Here is an 18,689-nt window from a genome sequence, read left to right as displayed (position 1 = left end):
TGTTTGGGCATAGTATGTTTTCAAGGGAAAATAAAAATGCTAAGTATGTAGAAATGGAGGGAGACGAGTGCACGAACATTTGAAAGAGAAGTTGGCTATTTTACCAGATCAACCTGGTTGTTATTTGATGAAAGATAAGCAAGGAACGGTTATATATGTCGGAAAGGCAAAAGTGCTTAAAAATCGTGTGCGCTCGTACTTTACTGGTTCACATGATGGGAAAACACTGCGGCTTGTAGGAGAAATTGTTGATTTTGAATATATTGTAACCTCTTCGAATTTAGAAGCACTTATTTTAGAGTTAAATCTAATTAAAAAATATGATCCGAAATATAATATTCAATTAAAAGATGATAAAACATATCCTTTTATTAAAATTACGGCGGAGAAGCAACCGCGCTTACTCATTACTCGAAACGTAAAAAAGGATAAAGGGAAATATTTTGGTCCTTATCCAAATGCACAATCTGCTCATGAAACGAAAAAACTGCTAGATCGTATGTATCCACTTCGGAAATGCACGAATATGCCAGATAAAGTGTGTTTGTATTATCATATGGGTCAATGTTTAGCGCCTTGTGTGAAAGAAGTGACGGAAGAACAAAATAAAGAAATTGTAGATGAAATTATTAAGTTTTTAAATGGTGGACATAAAGAAGTTCGTTCAGAACTAGAAATAAAAATGTATGAGGCCTCAGAGAAACTAGAGTTTGAACGTGCAAAAGAGTTGCGTGATCAAATTGCTCATATTGATGCGATTATGGAAAAACAAAAGATGATTATGAGTGACTTAGTGGATCGTGATGTGTTTGGATATGCAGTGGATAAAGGATGGATGTGTGTTCAAGTTTTCTTCGTTCGAAAAGGAAAGCTAATTGAACGTGATGTTTCTATGTTTCCAATTTACGATGAACCAGAAGAGGGTTTTTTAACGTTTATCGGCCAATTTTATGAAAACAGTAGTCATTTTAAGCCGAAGGAAATTGTCGTTCCAGGAAGTATAGACTCGGAATTAGTAGAGCGCTTTTTAGAAGTGGAAGCGACGCAGCCGAAACGTGGTAAGAAAAAAGACCTTGTAGAATTGGCAAATAAAAATGCGAAGATTGCTCTTGAAGAGAAGTTTTACTTAATTGAACGTGATGAAGAACGAACGATTAAAGCGGTAGATCATTTAGGGAAGCAGCTTGGGATTGAAACGCCGTATCGTATTGAAGCGTTTGATAACTCAAATATTCAAGGAACAAATCCCGTTTCTGCAATGATTGCTTTTATCGATGGGAAACCGGCGAAGAAAGAGTATCGAAAATATAAAATTAAAACGGTTCAAGGGCCAGATGATTATGAGTCTATGAGAGAAGTTGTGAGGCGCCGTTATACAAGGGCGCTTAAAGAAAATTCACCTTTACCTGATTTGATTATTATTGATGGAGGAAAAGGCCATCTAGCGGCTGCAAGTGATATTTTAGAGAATGAGCTCGGATTATATATTCCGATGGCAGGTCTTGTAAAAGATGATAAACATAAAACCTCCCATTTAATTATTGGGGATCCACCGGAACCTGTGATGCTTGAGAGAAATAGCCAAGAATTTTATTTATTGCAGCGTATTCAAGATGAGGTGCATCGATTTGCGATTACATTCCATCGTCAATTACATGGGAAATCTGTCATTCAATCAGCATTGGATGATATTCCAGGAATCGGTGATAAACGGAAAAAGGTATTGTTAAAACATTTTGGTTCATTAAAGAAGATGAAAGAAGCTTCTATAGAGGAATTTGTCGAAGCGGGTATGCCGAAAAATGTCGCGGAGACGATTTATACGTATTTAACAGATAAGAAGACGTTGTAGTTTACAACGTCTTCTGTTTTTTGGTATAATTTCTGAAGATTTAAAATAAACTCATCTGAATGAAAATACAAAAAAGTCAACTAAACTGATATGTCTAGTTGACTGTAGGTAATGCTTACACTTCAATGAGATCTTTTATATCCCATTTTACAAGAAATGTAATAGAGTCAGAACGTTTTTTCTTTTCTTCGTATGACTCTGCAACGACGTTCCGTTGCTTTTGGATTTGTTCAGCGATGAATCCGGCTTCTAGTTGATAAGAAGAATGTCGTTTTTGTTTTTGACGTTCTGCGATGAGTGTGCCTTTAAGTTGGAACTGCATTTCACGACGCTTATGTTCAACAATGCTTAAAGTGCCCCAGCCAGCCTTTTCAAAGAACTGAATGACTTCTTCAATTGTTTCTAGCGGATATTTTCTTGCAAGGTTTCTACCAGACCAGTATAAAATACCATCTAAATCGTTGCCGATTAAATCAGGTAGTAATTCTTCACGTAGCAATTCATAAGCGAAGGCGTTCAATGAAACATCTTCTAAAGATGTTGTATCGATTGTATTTTTACTCACAATATTCCCCTCTTTCTATAGGGATTATTATATAACATTTCACATTTATAAAAACAGATTTTTCTTTAGGAAAATCTGAATATATAAGAAGAAAAAAAGAATTGGCAAATTATATGCAAATTATGTATACGTTTTCTTGACGCTTCGACAAAAATAGGAGTAAAATGAACTTGGTATCAAATTATGCTGAAATATTTCGAATAATTTTTTCAGTTTTTCTTATGCCAATAGTGAAAAAACATTATTGTCATAAACTAATCTGAAAACAGCAGTCAAACATTCAAGGGGGGTAATGGGGACATGAAAGGCCGCGAGTATACGTTTCGTAAGTGGCACTCATTAATGGGGGTCATCCCGGTTGGTGTCTTTTTGACGCAACATTTAATTGTAAACAACTTTGCAACACGAGGAGCAGAGGCTTTTAACAAAGCTGCAGGCTTTATGGAGCTCCTTCCATTCCGGTATGCGCTAGAAATTTTCATCATCTTTTTACCGATACTGTACCATGCTATATATGGCTTATATATTGCATTTACAGCTAAGAACAATGCGGTTTCTTACGGTTATTTCCGTAACTGGATGTTCGTCTTCCAAAGAATTTCAGGTATCGTTACGCTGATCTTCATTTCTTGGCACGTCTGGGAAACTCGTATTCAAGCAATGTTAGGTAAAGAGGTAAACTATGATATGATGGCAGATATTTTAAACAATCCAGCTATGTTTGCATTCTACTTAGTTGGTGTTGTTTCAACAATTTTCCACTTTGCAAATGGACTATGGACATTCTGCATCAGCTGGGGAATTACAGTATCTCCACGTTCACAAAGAATCTCTACTTATGTAACATTAGCTATTTTCTTAGGTTTATCTTATGTAGGTGTGAGTGCATTATTAGCGTTCATCGATCCACAGCTAGCAAACCAGTAAGGAGTGGGAGAGCATGAAAGGGAAACTTATAGTAGTCGGCGGTGGCTTGGCTGGCTTAATGGCAACGATTAAAGCGGCAGAAGCAGGAGTAAATGTTGAACTGTTTTCTTTAGTACCAGTAAAACGTTCACATTCTGTATGTGCTCAGGGCGGAATTAACGGTGCCGTAAATACGAAAGGTGAAGGGGATTCTCCATGGATCCACTTTGACGATACAATTTATGGTGGGGACTTCTTAGCGAACCAACCACCAGTTAAAGCAATGTGTGAAGCAGCACCTGGTATCATTCATTTAATGGACCGTATGGGTGTTATGTTCAACCGTACGGAAGAAGGACTTCTTGATTTCCGTCGATTTGGTGGAACGCAACATCACCGTACAGCATTTGCTGGTGCAACAACTGGACAGCAATTACTTTACGCATTAGATGAGCAAGTACGTCGTCACGAAGTAGCAGGACTTGTAACGAAATATGAAGGTTGGGATTTCTTACGAGCTGTTGTTGATGATGAAGGTGTGTGCCGAGGAATCGTTGCACAAGACTTACAAACTATGGAGATTAGAAGTTTCGGAGCAGATGCCGTGATTATGGCAACAGGGGGCCCTGGTATCATTTTCGGAAAATCAACAAACTCCATTATCAATACAGGTACAGCAGCTTCTGCTGTATATCAACAAGGCGCATATTATGCAAACGGTGAGTTCATTCAAATTCACCCAACGGCAATTCCTGGAGACGATAAATTACGTCTTATGAGTGAATCTGCACGTGGTGAAGGTGGACGTGTTTGGACATATAAAGATGGTAAACCATGGTACTTCTTAGAAGAAAAATATCCGGCTTACGGAAACCTTGTACCTCGTGACATCGCAACGCGTGAAATCTTTGATGTTTGCGTAGAGCAAAAACTAGGTATTAACGGTGAAAACATGGTGTACTTAGATCTTTCTCATAAAGATCCAAAAGAACTAGATATTAAACTAGGTGGAATTATTGAAATCTATGAGAAATTTACAGGGGATGATCCTCGTAAACTACCGATGAAAATCTTCCCAGCTGTTCACTATTCAATGGGCGGACTATGGGTTGATTATAAACAGATGACAAATATTCCAGGTTTATTTGCAGCAGGTGAGTGTGATTATTCTATGCACGGTGGTAACCGTCTTGGCGCGAACTCACTATTATCAGCAATTTATGGTGGTATGGTAGCAGGACCAAACGCAATTGAGTATATGAAAGGTCTTTCTAAATCATCTGATGCTGTTTCATCTACTGTATATGAGCAAAATGAATTAATCGAAACAGAGAAATTTAACAATATTTTAACGATGGATGGTAACGAAAATGCGTATGTTCTTCATAAAGAGCTTGGAGAATGGATGACAGATAACGTTACAGTAGTTCGTGAAAATAAAAAATTATTAGAAACAGATGCGAAAATTGAAGAATTAATGGCTCGTTACAAACGTATTAACATTAACGATACAGCAAGATGGAGTAACCAAGGTGCTTCATTTACACGCCAACTTGCAAATATGTTTGAGTTAGCACGTGTTATTACAATTGGCGCATATAACCGTAATGAGAGCCGTGGGGCGCATTACAAACCTGAATTCCCAAATCGTGATGATGCAAACTTCTTAAAAACTACGATGGCAAAATTTGAGGGAGAAGGAAATGCACCAGCATTCCATTACGAGGACGTTGATATTTCGTTAATTAAACCGCGTAAACGTGATTATTCTTCAAAACACGATGTAGCTGCTAAGGGTGAAGAGAAGGGGGATAAACAACATGTCTGAGAAAACAATCCGCCTCATCATTACGAGACAAGACGGGCCAGATGCGCAAGCGTTTGACCAAGAATTTGAAATTCCATATCGTCCGAATATGAATATTATCTCAGCACTTATGGAAATCCGTCGTAATCCTGTTGATTCAAAAGGGAACCAAACAACTCCGATTGCATGGGATATGAACTGCTTAGAGGAAGTATGTGGTGCATGTTCGATGGTGATTAACGGAAAACCACGTCAATCATGTACGGCACTTATTGATCAATTAGAGCAACCAATTCGCTTAAAACCGATGAAGACATTCCCGGTTGTACGTGACTTACAAGTTGATCGTAGTCGCATGTTTAATGCTCTAAAACGCGTTAAAGCGTGGATTCCAATTGATGGTACGTATGACCTAGGTCCAGGACCAAGAATGCCTGAGAAAAAGCGTCAATGGGCTTATGAGCTTTCAAAATGTATGACATGTGGTGTTTGCTTAGAATCATGTCCAAACGTAAACAGTAAGTCTGACTTTATTGGACCAGCACCGTTATCACAAGCTCGCTTATTCAACTCACATCCAACGGGTGAAATGCATAAAGCAGATCGCTTACGTGCAATTATGGGAGATGGAGGACTAGCAAACTGTGGTAACTCTCAAAACTGTGTGCAATCATGTCCGAAGGGTATTCCTTTAACAACTTCAATTGCGGCATTAAACCGTGATACAACAATTCAATCGTTCAAAGATTTCTTTGGTAGCGATAATAACTATTAATAAATATTGCCTCTTCATATCGAAGAGGCAATATTTATAACTATATTTTTCTGTTTATTCTGTTTATTTCAAGATGAAAAGGAGAGATAACAATGAAGAGGATTTCTTATATTGAAGACTTTGAGCAATGGGAAAGTGGTTTTTCGTTTTACAACCCTGTAAAGGTTCGTTTTGGTGAAGTAGATATGTTTGGACATGTAAATAATGTCGTTGCTTTTACTTATTTTGAAGAAGCTCGTATTGCGTTGTTTAAAGAACTTGGATTTATGCAAGAGTGGACACATGCATCATCAGAAACGATGATCGTTGTTGCGGATTTACAATGTAATTTTATTAAGCAAATATATTTTGATGAACAGCTGAAGGTGTATGTAAAGGCAGGATTGGTCGGGAATTCTTCTTTAGATTTACATTATATGGTGAAGAATGCAGAAGGAGAGATTTGTTTAGTAGGTCGTGGAATGATGGTTCAAGCTTCGAAAAAAACAGGAAGAGGCGAACCATGGCCTGAAGAATGGAAGAAGAAATTACTACAATAATAGAGTGAAAGAAAAATAAGAGAGCAATTTGCTCTCTTATTTTTTGTCTTCCATCGCTTCTTCTAATGTTAAGTGATGTTTATATAGGTATGTAGCGTATGGATTACCAACGTAGCGTAAGTGCCATGGTTCATAGGCATATTCTGTTGTATCTGTTTTATCTTCTAAGTAACGAATGACAAAGCCGAATTCATGAGCATGTTCCGCGACCCATTTTCCTTCTGCTGTCTCTCCGAAGATAGGCTCTAATTGAAATTTAGCTGATTTTGAACTAATATCCATTGCTAAACCCGTTTGGTGTTCACTTGTACCAGGAATTGCGCTTACCGAATTAGCTTCGGCTTTTCCTTGACGTCTAACGTATGTATCATGCAACGATTTTTGGCGTTTGTATGAACGATAACCAGATACAGCTGTAAGATCAAGCCCTTCTTTTTTCGCAGCTTTGAACATGTTTTCAAGTGCCTCGGCAGCATCTTTGCGCAGCAATGTTTTTTCTTTATCTTTTGGACTAATAAATGGTACATTTGGTCTCGTTAAGTCTTCAGGAATGTATCCATCTGGTAGTTTTCGATGTTTATTAATTAAGACAAGATTAGATTTTGGATTTGTTACAACTGAAAAGTCATTGTCTATTTTCTTTGCATTATGATCAGCTTTTGGAAAAGCAGGAATCTCTTCTTTTTTATGGTTATTATGCTTTTGACTTTCGACAGCTTTTGCTTCATTATGTAGTGGTGTTTTAGAACCAAAGTAAGCGAAAGATGTGATCCCGACTACAATAGTAGTGGCAGAAATAATTATTATCTTTTTCATGATGCCTTGTAATCACAGTCCCTTCTTCATAAAATGTGTATTGTTTTTTTATTATAAATCTAGTTTGTTGGAAAAGGAATATAAGAGTCATAACGTAATAGAAATGCAAAGAAAATGTCAGAAAATGTGTGAATTTGTAGTATTTTTTTATATAATTCATTTCTTATCTTTCATGATTTGCATTTTTTATGTAATATATATACATAAGAAGATGTAGCGATTATCGAGAATAAAGAACTTCTTGTATAGACTAGGAGTGAATGGGAATGGATTTTGCAACAATTATTGGACTTATTTTAGGATTTGTAGCAGTGGTAGTAGGGATGGTCGTCAAGGGCGCTGACATAACAGCCTTATTAAATCCTGCCGCAGCATTAATTATTTTTATTGGTACATTTGCTGCAGTATGTATTGCATTTCCGATGAATCAACTAAAAAGGGTTCCAAAACTATTTAAAGTTCTTTTTGGTTCAAATAAAAAGGATTTAAGTTATGAACAGTTGCTAGAATTATTTGTTCATTGGACATCTGAAAGTAGAAAATACGGTATTTTGTCTTTAGAGCAACAATTAGACAAAATTCAAGATGAATTTCTTTTGCGCGGTATGAAATTTGTGATTGATGGCGTATCCGCAGAAGATTTAGAGCAGATTTTGGAATCTGAATTAGAGGCAATTGAAGAAAGACATGCAAAGGGAGCTGCTATTTTTTCACAAGCTGGTACGTATGCACCGACATTAGGAGTTTTAGGTGCTGTTATCGGTCTTGTAGCTGCGCTTGGTAACTTAACTGATATTGAAAAGTTAGGTCATGCTATTTCTGGTGCGTTTATTGCAACGATTTTTGGTATTTTTTCAGGTTACGTATTATGGCATCCATTTGCAAATAAGTTAAAGCAAAAATCTTCAGCTGAAATTGAGAAAAAACGTTTAATCATTGATTGTTTATTAATGTTACAAGAAGGTACATATCCGTTTATTATGAAGAACCGCATTTTAGGTGCACTTTCTGCAACTGAGCGTAAAAAGCTAGAAAAAGGAGCAGAAAAAAATGCGGAGTAAGAAAAATAGAAGAGGCAAAAAGAAAAAACATGATGAGCATATCGATGAAACGTGGTTAATCCCATATTCTGATATGTTAACGTTGTTATTTGCATTGTTTATCGTTTTATTCGCAATGAGTAGTATAGATGCTGCGAAGTTTAAACAGATGGCAGTTGCTTTTCGAAGTGAATTAGCTGGGGGAACAGGTAACAAAGAATTTTTAAGTGATCAAAAGCCAAATGATGAAAAAGAATTATCAGCAAGTAGCCTTGAGGCAGAACAAGCAAAAAAACAAGAAGAAGCTAGAGCTAAAGAAAAAAAAGAGATGGATGAATTGAAAGCATTACAAAAAAAGATTGATCAATATATTAATGAAAAACAATTATCTTCTTCTTTTCAAACTAAATTAACTGAAAAGGGATTAATGGTGACAATATTAGAAAATATACTGTTTGATTCGGGGAAAGCAGATGTGAAATTAGAATCTTTAGGGATTGCAAAAGAGATGTCTAGCTTACTTGTTTCAGCGTCACCTCGTGAAATTACAGTATCGGGTCATACGGATAATGTCCCTATTGCCAATGCGCAGTTTGCGTCGAATTGGGAATTAAGTACGCAGCGGGCAGTTAATTTTATGCAAGTATTACTGCAAAATAAAGAATTACAACCAGAAAAATTTAGTGCGATTGGATACGGAGAATACCGTTCAATTGCTCCAAACGATACACAAGAAGGAAAGGCAAAGAATAGACGTGTGGAAGTATTTATCTTGCCTTTAACAGAGAAAGTAAAATAAAAGAGGATGGCGAATGCCATCCTCTTTTATTTTACATCAAATGATTTTAAGTTGTCGCGACGGATTTTATCTTTTTCTGCATCTGATTTTTTGAAATCATAATCATATAAAGCGCCTTCCCAATCGCCATACATTGGATTCGGGAAAATAATGAATTTCTCACCAAATTGTGCTTTTGAATCTGCTACTGTTTGGTTACGATCTTTTACAGATTTTCCATCAAAACCTGTGAAATCAGATAAGTTATCACCGAAGAATAAGACAATATCATGGGTTTGAGAAACGAGTTCACGGCGTTTTTCTTTTCCTTTTTCTTTCGGATCTTGTAGTAATATATGTTCTTTCGTTGCTTGAGGAGCACCTACACGCTCAAGATTTTTAATTGTTGCATCTAGTTGATTCGTTTTACGATTTGAGATGTAGTAAATATCTACACCTTTAGACTCTGTATATTTTAAGAAATCAATTGCGCCTGGAAGGGCTTCAGCCTCAGCTTTTTTAATCCAATCATCCCATTTGTAAGGATAGCCTTTGCCTGTTTTTACGCTCATTGCCTGATGAGGACTGTTATCTAAAACAGTTTCGTCTAAATCAAGCACGATAGCAGGTTTTTTCTCTGTCCCTTTTGCAAGAATTGCATCAAGCTTTAATTGACCAATGTTGTACCCTTGGTAGTAAAGTGCTTTCGTTTCACCGGCTGTTTGATACCATAAATCAGCCATTAATTGTTGTTCTGTTAATTTTACTTTCTCTTCTTTCGCCACTGTTTTCTCTGGTGTTCCTGAACATGCTACAAGTGATGTAGATAGAACCGCTACAGATAATAAAGTGGTAATGCCCCTCTTCATCTTCATATGTATCCTCCTTGATGTTAGAAAATCATTTTATATTATATATTAAAATATAATATTTTTATATGAACATTTGCATATTGTCTTTTGTATATATAGTAGTATGTCCTATATTAGAAAGATGAGCAAAATAATAATAGCTGTTTTGACAAGTTTTATTGTCGTAATGACAATTATAATTGACAAAAAGAACTTTGTTATTTACAATTTTAACTAAATAGAACAAATGATGGATTCATGACGATGTTTACATATAAGAGGATGAAGCGTGGTGCTATATTTTGTCTTGAATAAACATAGTCTTTGAAAGAGAGTACGAATGATACTAAAGGGGAGGCTTTATACTTGAGTTTACAAATTCAAAACTTAACGAAACAATTTGGGGAATCAAAAGCAGTTAACGGTTTGCAAATTTCGTTACCAAAAGGTGAAGTACTAGGGTTACTTGGACGAAATGGTGCAGGGAAAACAACAACAATCAAAATGCTTCTCGGATTATTAACGCCTAATGAAGGTTCGATTACATGGGATGGAAAAGCATTTGGAAATAGTGGTGTAACAATTGGGTATTTACCAGAAGAAAGAGGTTTATATACAAAAAGTAGAGTAATAGATCAGCTGCGATATTTTGGTAGATTAGAAGGAATGTCGAAGAAAGAAGTGGATCACGCTATTGATCACTGGTTAGAGCGTTTAGCGATACCAGAATATAAATTTAAAACGGCTGGAGAGCTTTCAAAAGGGAATCAGCAAAAAATCCAATTAATTGCTGCTCTTCTTCATAATCCGGAACTTCTCATTTTAGATGAACCATTCAGCGGCCTTGATCCAGTTAATGCTGGGATGTTAGCTAGTATTATTGAAGAACAAGTACAGAGCGGAAAGACGATTATTTTATCAAGTCATCGTATGGAACAAGTAGAGGCTTTTTGCCAACATGTATGTATTTTGAAAAAAGGTGAAGCAGTCGTAAAAGGACAGCTAAGTGATATTAAGAAAGAATACGGTTTCCGTAATTTAACGATTGAAGATACAGTAGAGAATGAAAAGGGATTAGAAGCTATACATGTATCGTATGAAAAACAACAAGGCCTTCTTTATGTGAAAGTACAAGACGATGCGGAAGCTCTCAAGATTTTGCAACAGTTGCAAGAGCAAGGTGTTAGCTTACGACAATTCAAAATGTTAGAGCCGACGTTAAACGAAATCTTTGTAGAGAGGGCGAAATAACGATGCATAAATTTTCTCACGTATTTTCATTTTATTTTAGGGAAGCGTTTTTATCTAAGAAATCATTAATTACGAGTGCGATTTTATTTTTAGTTGTGTTTGGGATTTTTGCATTTAATCATTTTACTTCAGGCGATGATAAAAATAAGGATAAAGATAAAATTGCAGTTGTAGTAGAGAGTTCCACATATAAAGTACAAAAAGATGAGCTAAATAAGCTATTGCCATCAGCAAAAATAACAATTGGTTCAAAGGATGATTTTGATAAACTGCATAAGCAAGTAGAAGAAGGCGATTTAGATGGTCTATTCCATGTGACGGAAAAGGGTGGGGCTCCATCGATTACATATATGTATAATGGATTTCCAAGCCAAGCAACTTCTGCAATTATGGCAGGATATTTAAAGCAACAATATACGATGGTAACGATTGCCAAAAATAATGTTTCACCAGAAATTGCACAGCAATTACAAACAGAAATTCAAGTGAAGCAAGAAGCGATAAAAGATCGTACATCTTCTTTCGGAATTGCCTATTTCTTTACATTTGCTTTATATATGTTTATTGTAGCGTTCGGAAATACAATCGCAATGAATATTGCATCTGAAAAGGCGTCACGTGTAATGGAAGTAATGCTTCCGAAAGTGAAGCCTCTTACGATGATGTATGCGAAAATTTTAGCGGTTGTTTCAACGGCGTTATTGCAACTTGTCGTATTGGCGTGTGGTTATCTTATTCCATATTTGTTAGGTTGGGTCGATTTAGAAAGTGCCTCACTATTTGGTATTCCAATTGACTTTACAAAATTAGATGCAAAAGTTATCAGCATGTTTCTTGTTTATTTCATTACGGGATATTTACTTTATGCGATGATGTATGCTGCTGCTGGAGCTGTCGTATCTAAGACGGAGGATTTACAAGCTGTATCTTTCCCGGTAATGATTTTAATTATGGCTGCATTCTTTATTAGTATTAAATCATTAAGTGATCCGAATAGTACTATCGTTGTTGTAAGTTCTTACGTTCCATTTTTTACACCGATGGTTACCTTCTCACGTATTGTAGCTGGTGAAGCAGGTATGCTAGAAATTACGATAACATTAGCAGTCTTATTGGCGACAATTGCAGTATTAAATGCTGTTACAAGCCGCATTTACGTAAACGGCGTAATGAATTACTCAGATAAAGTGAAATTTAAAGATTTAGCGAAATTTATAAAGCGTCAATAATGAGAGAAAAGCATGATTTCCTATTGAAATCATGCTTTTTCTTTATGTATAAATTAAAAATAGTATATAATAATAAGAGTCGTCTTTTAATAGAATGAATAAAAAGGAGGGTGTGCAGATGGGGATTAGTAGTCGTTTTACAGTAGGTGTTCATATGCTGACATTACTTGCGATAGATCGAAACTCTCGCTGTACCTCTGAATGGATTGCCGGTAGTGTGAATACAAATCCAGTTGTGATTCGTCGCATTACAGGAATGTTGAAGAGAGCAGGACTTGTTGATGTACAAGCTGGTAAAGGTGGTACGACACTTGCTCGAGATTTAGAAGAAATTACATTACTTGATGTATATAAAGCAGTGGAAGTTGTAGAAGAAGGACAACTATTTTCCTTCCATGAAAATCCCAACATTGAATGTCCAGTAGGAGCTAATATTCAATCAGTATTAGAAATTATTTTAATGCAAGCGCAAGAAGCGATGGAAAACGTACTTGCAAATGTAACGGTAGATCAATTAGTTACAAATTTAAAGTCTAAAATGAAAGAATAAAAAAAGCGAGCTTCCTCATAATGAGGGCTCGCATTTTTTTATTCAGAAATATTGAAAATTCTATTTTTCAGTATTTAAAATGAATTTACCTACGATAGCTGCGAAGATACCACCAAGAATTGGTGCTACGATGAATACCCATAGTTGAGAAAGTGCTTCTCCACCAACAAATAAAGCTGGTGCGATACTACGAGCTGGGTTAACAGATGTTCCAGTTAACGGAATTCCTAATAAGTGAATTAAAACTAATGTGAAACCAATTACTAGTCCAGCTAAAGAAGAACTTCCTTTTTTACCTGTTACAGCAACGATAACTAAAATAAATACGAAAGTTAAAATGAACTCAACTAAAAATGCTCCAGATAAACCAAGAGTTCCGAAACCATTTTGTCCTAAATTATCTAAAGGTGTTTTAGCAGATTTTAAAATTGTTACTAACGTTGCAGTTCCTAATAAACCACCTAAAATTTGAGCTAATACATAATAACAAAGTTCCATAGCGTTCATTCGTTTGTTGATGAACATAGCTACTGATACTGCTGGGTTAATGTGACATCCAGAAATTGTTCCGATGCTATATGCCATAGCTACAATAGATAAGCCGAAAGCCATAGCGATTCCTAATGTTCCAATTCCTTCAATTCCGCCGCCAGTGACAGCTACTCCAGTTCCGAATAATACAAGTACAAATGTACCAATAAATTCAGCGATTGCTTTTTTTAACATAATTTACCTCCTATTAATGCGCATGAAACGTATTATAACATAAGTTTTAGCATAAACAGCCAATGAAATACTATTCTGATAAGGCGAAATAGGGGGACAATAAAAAAGAGTATGGTTCATCTCTATAGAACCATACCCTTTTTTTATGCCGATTTTTTCTGTTTAACGACTGGAACAGAACGGTTTAAAATACTATTTGCAACCATTCCTAACATGATAATAATCATTCCGATGAGAGAAAGTCCTCCAGGGAGTGAACCATTTAAGAAAATGATTTCTCCAAGTACGGTAAAGACCATCGTTCCAGCTTGTGTTGCTTCAACAGCTCCAAGTAGAGCGAGGTTATCTTTTGCTAAGTCAGTAGCAAAGAAAAATGTCATCGTTGCAATAACGCCGGAACATAATGCTAACAAAAATCCTTGAAGCATTTGGTTGGATGTTGGAATGCCAGTAGTAGAAAATCCGTATATACCAAGCAAGATTGTTATAGGAAGACTTCCAATTGCCATTCCTAATACACGTTGGAACGTATCAAGGCGTCCACCAACAAGCTCCATCATTTTTCGGTTACCGAACGGATATAAGAAAGCGGCTAATACGACAGGTAAAAAACCTGAAATGAACTGAGTCATTGTAATATGGCCTGCGGCAGTTGCTTGCATACAAATTACACCAAGTAAAATAAATAATGCAACATATAAGCTACGAAGTGGAATTTTTCCGCGTACAAGTTTCGTACCTGATTTTGTTTCTATTTTCACGAAAAATAGTGGTGATAGTAGTAAACCAGCTAAAATCGTAACTTGCCAAGTTCCAGCAACGAGCCAAGCTGGAGAAAAGACAGCTGAGAAACTTAATAAAGAATAAAAACCAATACCGGCAACAGAACCCCATCCGATCCATGCCAATGGATGTTTTTTTAACTCTTCCCATAATCCCCTAAAGTTTTTGCGAAATAAAACGATAAGGAATAAAATAGGAAGAGCAAATAAAAAACGGAAGGAAGCTGTCCAAGCCCAGCTCGTTCCAGATACATTCATTGCTCTATTAATAATAAAGGTTGCAGAAAAAAAGGCCGATGATAAAAGACCTAATAAAATTGCGCGCATGAAGTATAGCACTCCTTTCGAAAATAAATAATTATGTATAGTATGATATGCTTTTAATTGTTAAAAGTAAACTATTTTATACTTTGAGGTGGTTTTATATATGAAAGAAAATGAAGATATGCAAACGAAAGAAGTCATTCAACAAGTTGGACAGTTATTGAGACAAATTCGAAATGAACAGAAATTAAGTTTAGAAGAATTAGCCCATAAAACAGGAGTTAGTAAATTAACATTAGGAAAGATAGAAAGAGGGGAAACAAATCCGACACTAGCTGTCATTTGGAAAATAACGAAAGGGTTATCAATTCCTTTATCCAGATTAATGGTTGCTGGAGAACCTGTAGCTGTTGCGCGCTGTGGAGAAGGATTTGCAGTAGATGAAGGACAAGCGTGGCATTTAGAAACGATGTTCCGTTATACGAAAGAAACAGGGATGGAAATGCACCGTGCTTGTTTACGATCAAATAGTATATATGAGCCAGAAGCTCATCATGAAGGTGCGATTGAGCTTGTAACGGTAATGAAAGGGAAAGTGTCTATTCAAGTGGAGAATGATGTATACGAATTAAATGAGTTTGATTCCATTCAATTTGAAGCGAATAAGAAGCATATTTATAAAAATGAAGAAGAAGAAGTGGCGGTATTACATTTAACGATGAAATATTCTTCATGAAAAAATCACCTATAGGATTCTATAGGTGATTTGCTCTTCTTAAGTATGTGAAATGATGCCATTAGTACGAACGTGGCATAAGTAATAAACAAATGAAATAAACTAAAAATCCTGTCCCAAAACATAAAACAGCAATAACCCAAATGATACGAATAAGAGTAGAGCTAATATCAAAATATTCTCCTAAACCACCACATATACCAAATAGCATTTTATCAGTTTCGGATTTACATAACCTTTTTGACATATTCCAATCAACTCCTTTTTATATCAAACTGCATACTTTTATTCTATATGGAAATTTATGAGAAGACTATGGGGTTGTATTACATTTTTTTGTGAGAAGCGATCGTATTAATTGTCTTAATTTTCAGTGGATATTAAACTTGTAGTTATGAGGTGATTTTTAATAAAGGGTGGGGAAATAGAGATGACAGTATATTGGTTGACTAACGTAATGCTTGAATCAGGATATACATATGAAGAAGAGAGAATTTCACAAACAGAAACAGAATTATGCAGTTTACTTATTGAAGATGGTCGAATTAAAAAAATTATAAAAGGGATTGTTCAAGAGGAAGATATAGTAACTTTTGATGCTAAGAACTTATTAATGTTGCCAGCTTTCAAAGAGATGCACATTCACATTGATAAAACATATTATAGTGGCCCATGGAAAGCTTGTATGCCAGCAGAAAGTATTTTTACACGTTTTAATGAAGAAGAAAAAATTTTACCAAAGCAATTAGCGACTGCTCAAAATAGAGCGGAAAATATGCTAGAGTTACTACTGCAAAATGGTGCAACGAATATTAGAACGCATTGTAATGTTGATCCAATTATTGGGCTTGGTAATTTGGAGGCGACGTTAGCGGCATTAGAAACATATAAAAATCGAGTATCTAGTAGAATTGTTGCGTTTCCGCAACATGGATTATTGCGCAGTAATTCTGTGCAACTCGTGAAAGATGCGATGCGTATGGGTGCCAATCTAGTCGGAGGAGTAGATCCAGCTACAGTGGATAATGACATTGAAAAGTCATTACATACAATTATGGATATCGCAGTCGAATTTAATGCGGATGTTGATATTCATTTGCACGATGCGAATAATCTTGGAACGTTTACGATGAAGAGATTGGCAAGTTTAACAGAAGAAGCAGGATGGCAAGGCCGTGTAACGATTAGTCATGCACTTGGACTTGGTGGTGTTACTGATAAAGAGGCTGAAGAAGTGGCAGAAAGACTCGCAAATGTAAATATTGATATTACTTCAACAGTGCCAATTGGTAAACAAGTAATCCCAATTCCGTTATTAGATAAAAAAGGTGTTAAGGTTTCATTAGGCAATGATAGCATTACAGATCATTGGTCACCGTTTGGAACAGGTGATATGCTTCAAAAGGCGAATCGATTAGCAGAGCGTTTTGGGTGGAGTGACGAAAGGTCTTTAGGAAAAGCACTCCGCTTTATTACAGGAGGAAAAGAAACGTTAAATAAGGAAGGGAAGCGAGTATGGCCGAATGTAGGGGATGAAGCGAGCTTTGTTTTGACGAATGCGACATGCGCTGCTGAAGCAGTAGCGCGTCAAACAGAAAAACGTTTAGTCGTGTATAAAGGAAATATTGTTGTTGGAAGTTTAAATGAGGTGGAATTAAATAATCTTGTGTAGAAGAATCGTTTAAATATTTTGAGGAGGGTTCTAATGGTGAGGATAGAACTCTTCTTTTTTATTCTTACAATATATTTTTATAGGAAAGCTAGAAGGGATGAAAAAATTGGACAATCAACATAACCAAAATCATATTATGGGAACTTTACAATGGTTTATATTTTTATTAGCAAATTCAATCGCACTACCAATTGTCGTTGGCGGATTATTTCATCTTACGACGGAAGAAATATTTTATTTAATGCAGCGTACGTTTTTTGTAGTTGGTATATCTTCTTTTTTACAAGGATGGCTTGGGCATAGACTACCAATTGCGGATGGGCCGGCTGGATCTTGGGTTGGTGTATTTACCGTACTTGCTTATGCAACGGCCGGACAAGATCAATTACATAGTACACTGCAAATTTTAGAATTAGGAATGATAATCTCCGGTATTATTTTAATAGGATTAGGAGTAACTGGTTTTATAGGACGTATTTTATTTTTATTTACACCGCTTGTGACAGGGACGTTTTTACTTTTATTATGTTTACAATTAAGTGGTGTGTTTTTAAAAGGAATGTTAGGAATTACAGCTACTATTTCTCAAATCGACGGATTTACAGCAATGATCGCGTTTAGTATATTTCTGTTCGTTATTATACTATCTAATTTTGGAAAAGGCTTTGTCAAAAGTTATGCAGTTTTAATAGGATTAATTAGTGGGTGGATTATTTTTCTCATTGCAGGAAAAGTGACAATCCCATCTCAAGTAACTCATTTTGTGCAACTTCCACATATATTTGCTTGGGGGCTTCCAAAATGGAATACAGGTATGGCTGTATCAAGTTTTGTTATGGTATGTATTTTAGTTTCGAATACGGTGGCAGCTATTATAGCAATTAATCAAGCAACTATTCATAAAGCGACTATTGAACAAAAACAGTTGAAAGATGGAACATGGGTTGGGGGGATTTCGCATATCATCTCTTCTGTATTTTCAACTGTAGGTGTCGTTCCGTTACCAGCAACGGCAGGATTTATACGTTTAACAAAACAAAAATATATCCGATCGTTCTTAATGGCATGTGCGTTACTAGTCGTAATGTCTCTTTTTCCAAGTATTATTCGTTACTTAGCATCTTTACCATCAGCTGTCGCATCGGCTGTTTTAATGGCTTCGTTCGTACAGTTAATTGGAATTGGATTTAATAATATAAAACAAGTGCCGATGAGTGAAAGGAATGTAACGATTTTAGGCGTTGCAGTATTATTTGGCAGCGGCGTTATGTTTTTACCGTCTGGAGCACTCCAATCCTTGCCGTCTGTTATGCAATATATATTCGGTAATGGCTTATTTGTAGGTACGGTTGTAAGTATATTGCTAGAACAAATATGGCGCGTTGGAAAGTAAGTGGATAAAAAGAGTGTACGCACTGTATAAAAGTCTAAAATAACATAGGAAATAAAGCCCATTTTCATTCACCACCTGCACATTTCGTTCATACAATATCTTGACTAAATAAACACCCAACTTACACATACACAGCTCTGGCTTAAGCAAGGAGGGT

The 18,689-nt window shown here is 36.0% G+C and carries 19 protein-coding genes; 13 read left to right on the top strand and 6 right to left on the bottom strand.

Annotated elements, in window-relative coordinates; genetic code table 11:
* The first annotated feature begins 67 nt into the window (after positions 1–67).
* A complete protein-coding gene (gene uvrC, locus M1D73_RS23145) occupies positions 68–1,852 on the top strand; it encodes an excinuclease ABC subunit C (protein ID WP_000544296.1) in 1,785 nt (594 codons plus the stop codon).
* A gap of 115 nt (positions 1,853–1,967) precedes the next feature.
* Here the strand turns inward: uvrC and M1D73_RS23140 are convergent, their stop codons facing one another.
* Positions 1,968–2,417 (bottom strand): YslB family protein, encoded by a 450-nt coding sequence (locus tag M1D73_RS23140; protein ID WP_000042226.1) that lies wholly within the window; start codon positions 2,415–2,417, stop codon positions 1,968–1,970.
* A gap of 300 nt (positions 2,418–2,717) precedes the next feature.
* Between M1D73_RS23140 and sdhC the strand changes: the two genes are divergently transcribed.
* From sdhC to M1D73_RS23120, 4 genes are all read left to right on the top strand, one after another.
* The gene (gene sdhC / locus M1D73_RS23135) at positions 2,718–3,344 is read left to right on the top strand and encodes a succinate dehydrogenase cytochrome B558 (protein WP_000678354.1); all 627 of its coding nucleotides are present in this window, start codon (positions 2,718–2,720) and stop codon (positions 3,342–3,344) included.
* 13 nt (positions 3,345–3,357) lie between these two features.
* Complete coding sequence (gene sdhA / locus M1D73_RS23130; protein WP_000676750.1) at positions 3,358–5,151, top strand: succinate dehydrogenase flavoprotein subunit; 1,794 nt, start codon at positions 3,358–3,360, stop codon at positions 5,149–5,151.
* Positions 5,144–5,905 (top strand): succinate dehydrogenase iron-sulfur subunit, encoded by a 762-nt coding sequence (gene sdhB, locus M1D73_RS23125; RefSeq protein ID WP_001291827.1) that lies wholly within the window; start codon positions 5,144–5,146, stop codon positions 5,903–5,905. The genes sdhA and sdhB overlap by 8 nt, the downstream gene beginning before the upstream one ends.
* Positions 5,906–5,997: 92 nt before the next feature.
* Entirely contained in the window at positions 5,998–6,444 is a 447-nt protein-coding gene (locus tag M1D73_RS23120; RefSeq protein WP_000822731.1) for an acyl-CoA thioesterase, read from the top strand.
* 36 nt (positions 6,445–6,480) lie between these two features.
* Here M1D73_RS23120 and M1D73_RS23115 read toward each other — a convergent pair whose 3' ends face one another.
* Positions 6,481–7,260, bottom strand: coding sequence for a M15 family metallopeptidase (locus M1D73_RS23115; protein WP_121868089.1), 780 nt, complete (start codon positions 7,258–7,260; stop codon positions 6,481–6,483).
* Positions 7,261–7,526: 266 nt separating this feature from the next.
* Between M1D73_RS23115 and motA the strand changes: the two genes are divergently transcribed.
* Positions 7,527–8,321: a flagellar motor stator protein MotA gene (motA, locus tag M1D73_RS23110; RefSeq protein WP_000344853.1), complete on the top strand. Its 795-nt coding sequence runs from the start codon at positions 7,527–7,529 to the stop codon at positions 8,319–8,321.
* Positions 8,311–9,099: a flagellar motor protein MotB gene (gene motB / locus M1D73_RS23105; RefSeq protein ID WP_001256734.1), complete on the top strand. Its 789-nt coding sequence runs from the start codon at positions 8,311–8,313 to the stop codon at positions 9,097–9,099. The genes motA and motB overlap by 11 nt, the downstream gene beginning before the upstream one ends.
* A 26-nt stretch (positions 9,100–9,125) precedes the next feature.
* On the opposite strand, the gene M1D73_RS23100 is transcribed toward motB, so the two are convergent.
* On the bottom strand, positions 9,126–9,953 hold the full coding sequence (locus M1D73_RS23100; protein WP_000782764.1) for a 5'-nucleotidase, lipoprotein e(P4) family: 828 nt from the start codon (positions 9,951–9,953) through the stop codon (positions 9,126–9,128).
* A 342-nt stretch (positions 9,954–10,295) separates the two neighbouring features.
* On the opposite strand from M1D73_RS23100, the gene M1D73_RS23095 reads away from it, so the two are divergent.
* The 3 genes from M1D73_RS23095 to M1D73_RS23085 all read left to right on the top strand — a co-directional run bounded on the left by M1D73_RS23095 (position 10,296) and on the right by M1D73_RS23085 (position 12,959).
* Positions 10,296–11,180, top strand: a complete 885-nt coding sequence (locus tag M1D73_RS23095) for an ABC transporter ATP-binding protein (protein ID WP_000058117.1) — start codon at positions 10,296–10,298, stop codon at positions 11,178–11,180.
* A 2-nt stretch (positions 11,181–11,182) separates the two neighbouring features.
* Positions 11,183–12,409 (top strand): ABC transporter permease, encoded by a 1,227-nt coding sequence (locus tag M1D73_RS23090; RefSeq protein WP_100655103.1) that lies wholly within the window; start codon positions 11,183–11,185, stop codon positions 12,407–12,409.
* Between the two features lie 118 nt (positions 12,410–12,527).
* Positions 12,528–12,959 carry an Rrf2 family transcriptional regulator gene (locus M1D73_RS23085; RefSeq protein ID WP_000512998.1) on the top strand — a complete coding sequence of 144 codons (432 nt, stop codon included), beginning with the start codon at positions 12,528–12,530 and terminating at the stop codon, positions 12,957–12,959.
* A 60-nt stretch (positions 12,960–13,019) separates the two neighbouring features.
* Here the strand turns inward: M1D73_RS23085 and M1D73_RS23080 are convergent, their stop codons facing one another.
* Positions 13,020–13,685, bottom strand: a complete 666-nt coding sequence (locus tag M1D73_RS23080) for an aquaporin (RefSeq protein WP_000913213.1) — start codon at positions 13,683–13,685, stop codon at positions 13,020–13,022.
* Positions 13,686–13,828: 143 nt separating this feature from the next.
* Positions 13,829–14,794, bottom strand: a complete 966-nt coding sequence (locus tag M1D73_RS23075) for a DMT family transporter (RefSeq protein WP_001201636.1) — start codon at positions 14,792–14,794, stop codon at positions 13,829–13,831.
* A 100-nt stretch (positions 14,795–14,894) separates the two neighbouring features.
* Here M1D73_RS23075 and M1D73_RS23070 point away from each other — a divergent pair, with 100 nt between their 5' ends.
* The gene (locus M1D73_RS23070) at positions 14,895–15,467 is read left to right on the top strand and encodes a helix-turn-helix domain-containing protein (RefSeq protein ID WP_000661920.1); all 573 of its coding nucleotides are present in this window, start codon (positions 14,895–14,897) and stop codon (positions 15,465–15,467) included.
* Between the two features lie 61 nt (positions 15,468–15,528).
* Here M1D73_RS23070 and M1D73_RS23065 read toward each other — a convergent pair whose 3' ends face one another.
* On the bottom strand, positions 15,529–15,714 hold the full coding sequence (locus tag M1D73_RS23065) for a PspC domain-containing protein (RefSeq protein ID WP_000044334.1): 186 nt from the start codon (positions 15,712–15,714) through the stop codon (positions 15,529–15,531).
* Positions 15,715–15,897: 183 nt separating this feature from the next.
* Between M1D73_RS23065 and M1D73_RS23060 the strand changes: the two genes are divergently transcribed.
* A complete protein-coding gene (locus M1D73_RS23060) occupies positions 15,898–17,139 on the top strand; it encodes an amidohydrolase family protein (RefSeq protein WP_000219567.1) in 1,242 nt (413 codons plus the stop codon).
* Positions 17,140–17,236: 97 nt separating this feature from the next.
* A complete protein-coding gene (locus M1D73_RS23055; protein WP_000732140.1) occupies positions 17,237–18,532 on the top strand; it encodes a purine/pyrimidine permease in 1,296 nt (431 codons plus the stop codon).
* Positions 18,533–18,689: the final 157 nt, after the last annotated feature.

Source organism: Bacillus sp. PK3-067 (genome assembly GCF_056738645.1).
This window is presented reverse-complemented; position numbering and strand designations above follow the sequence as displayed.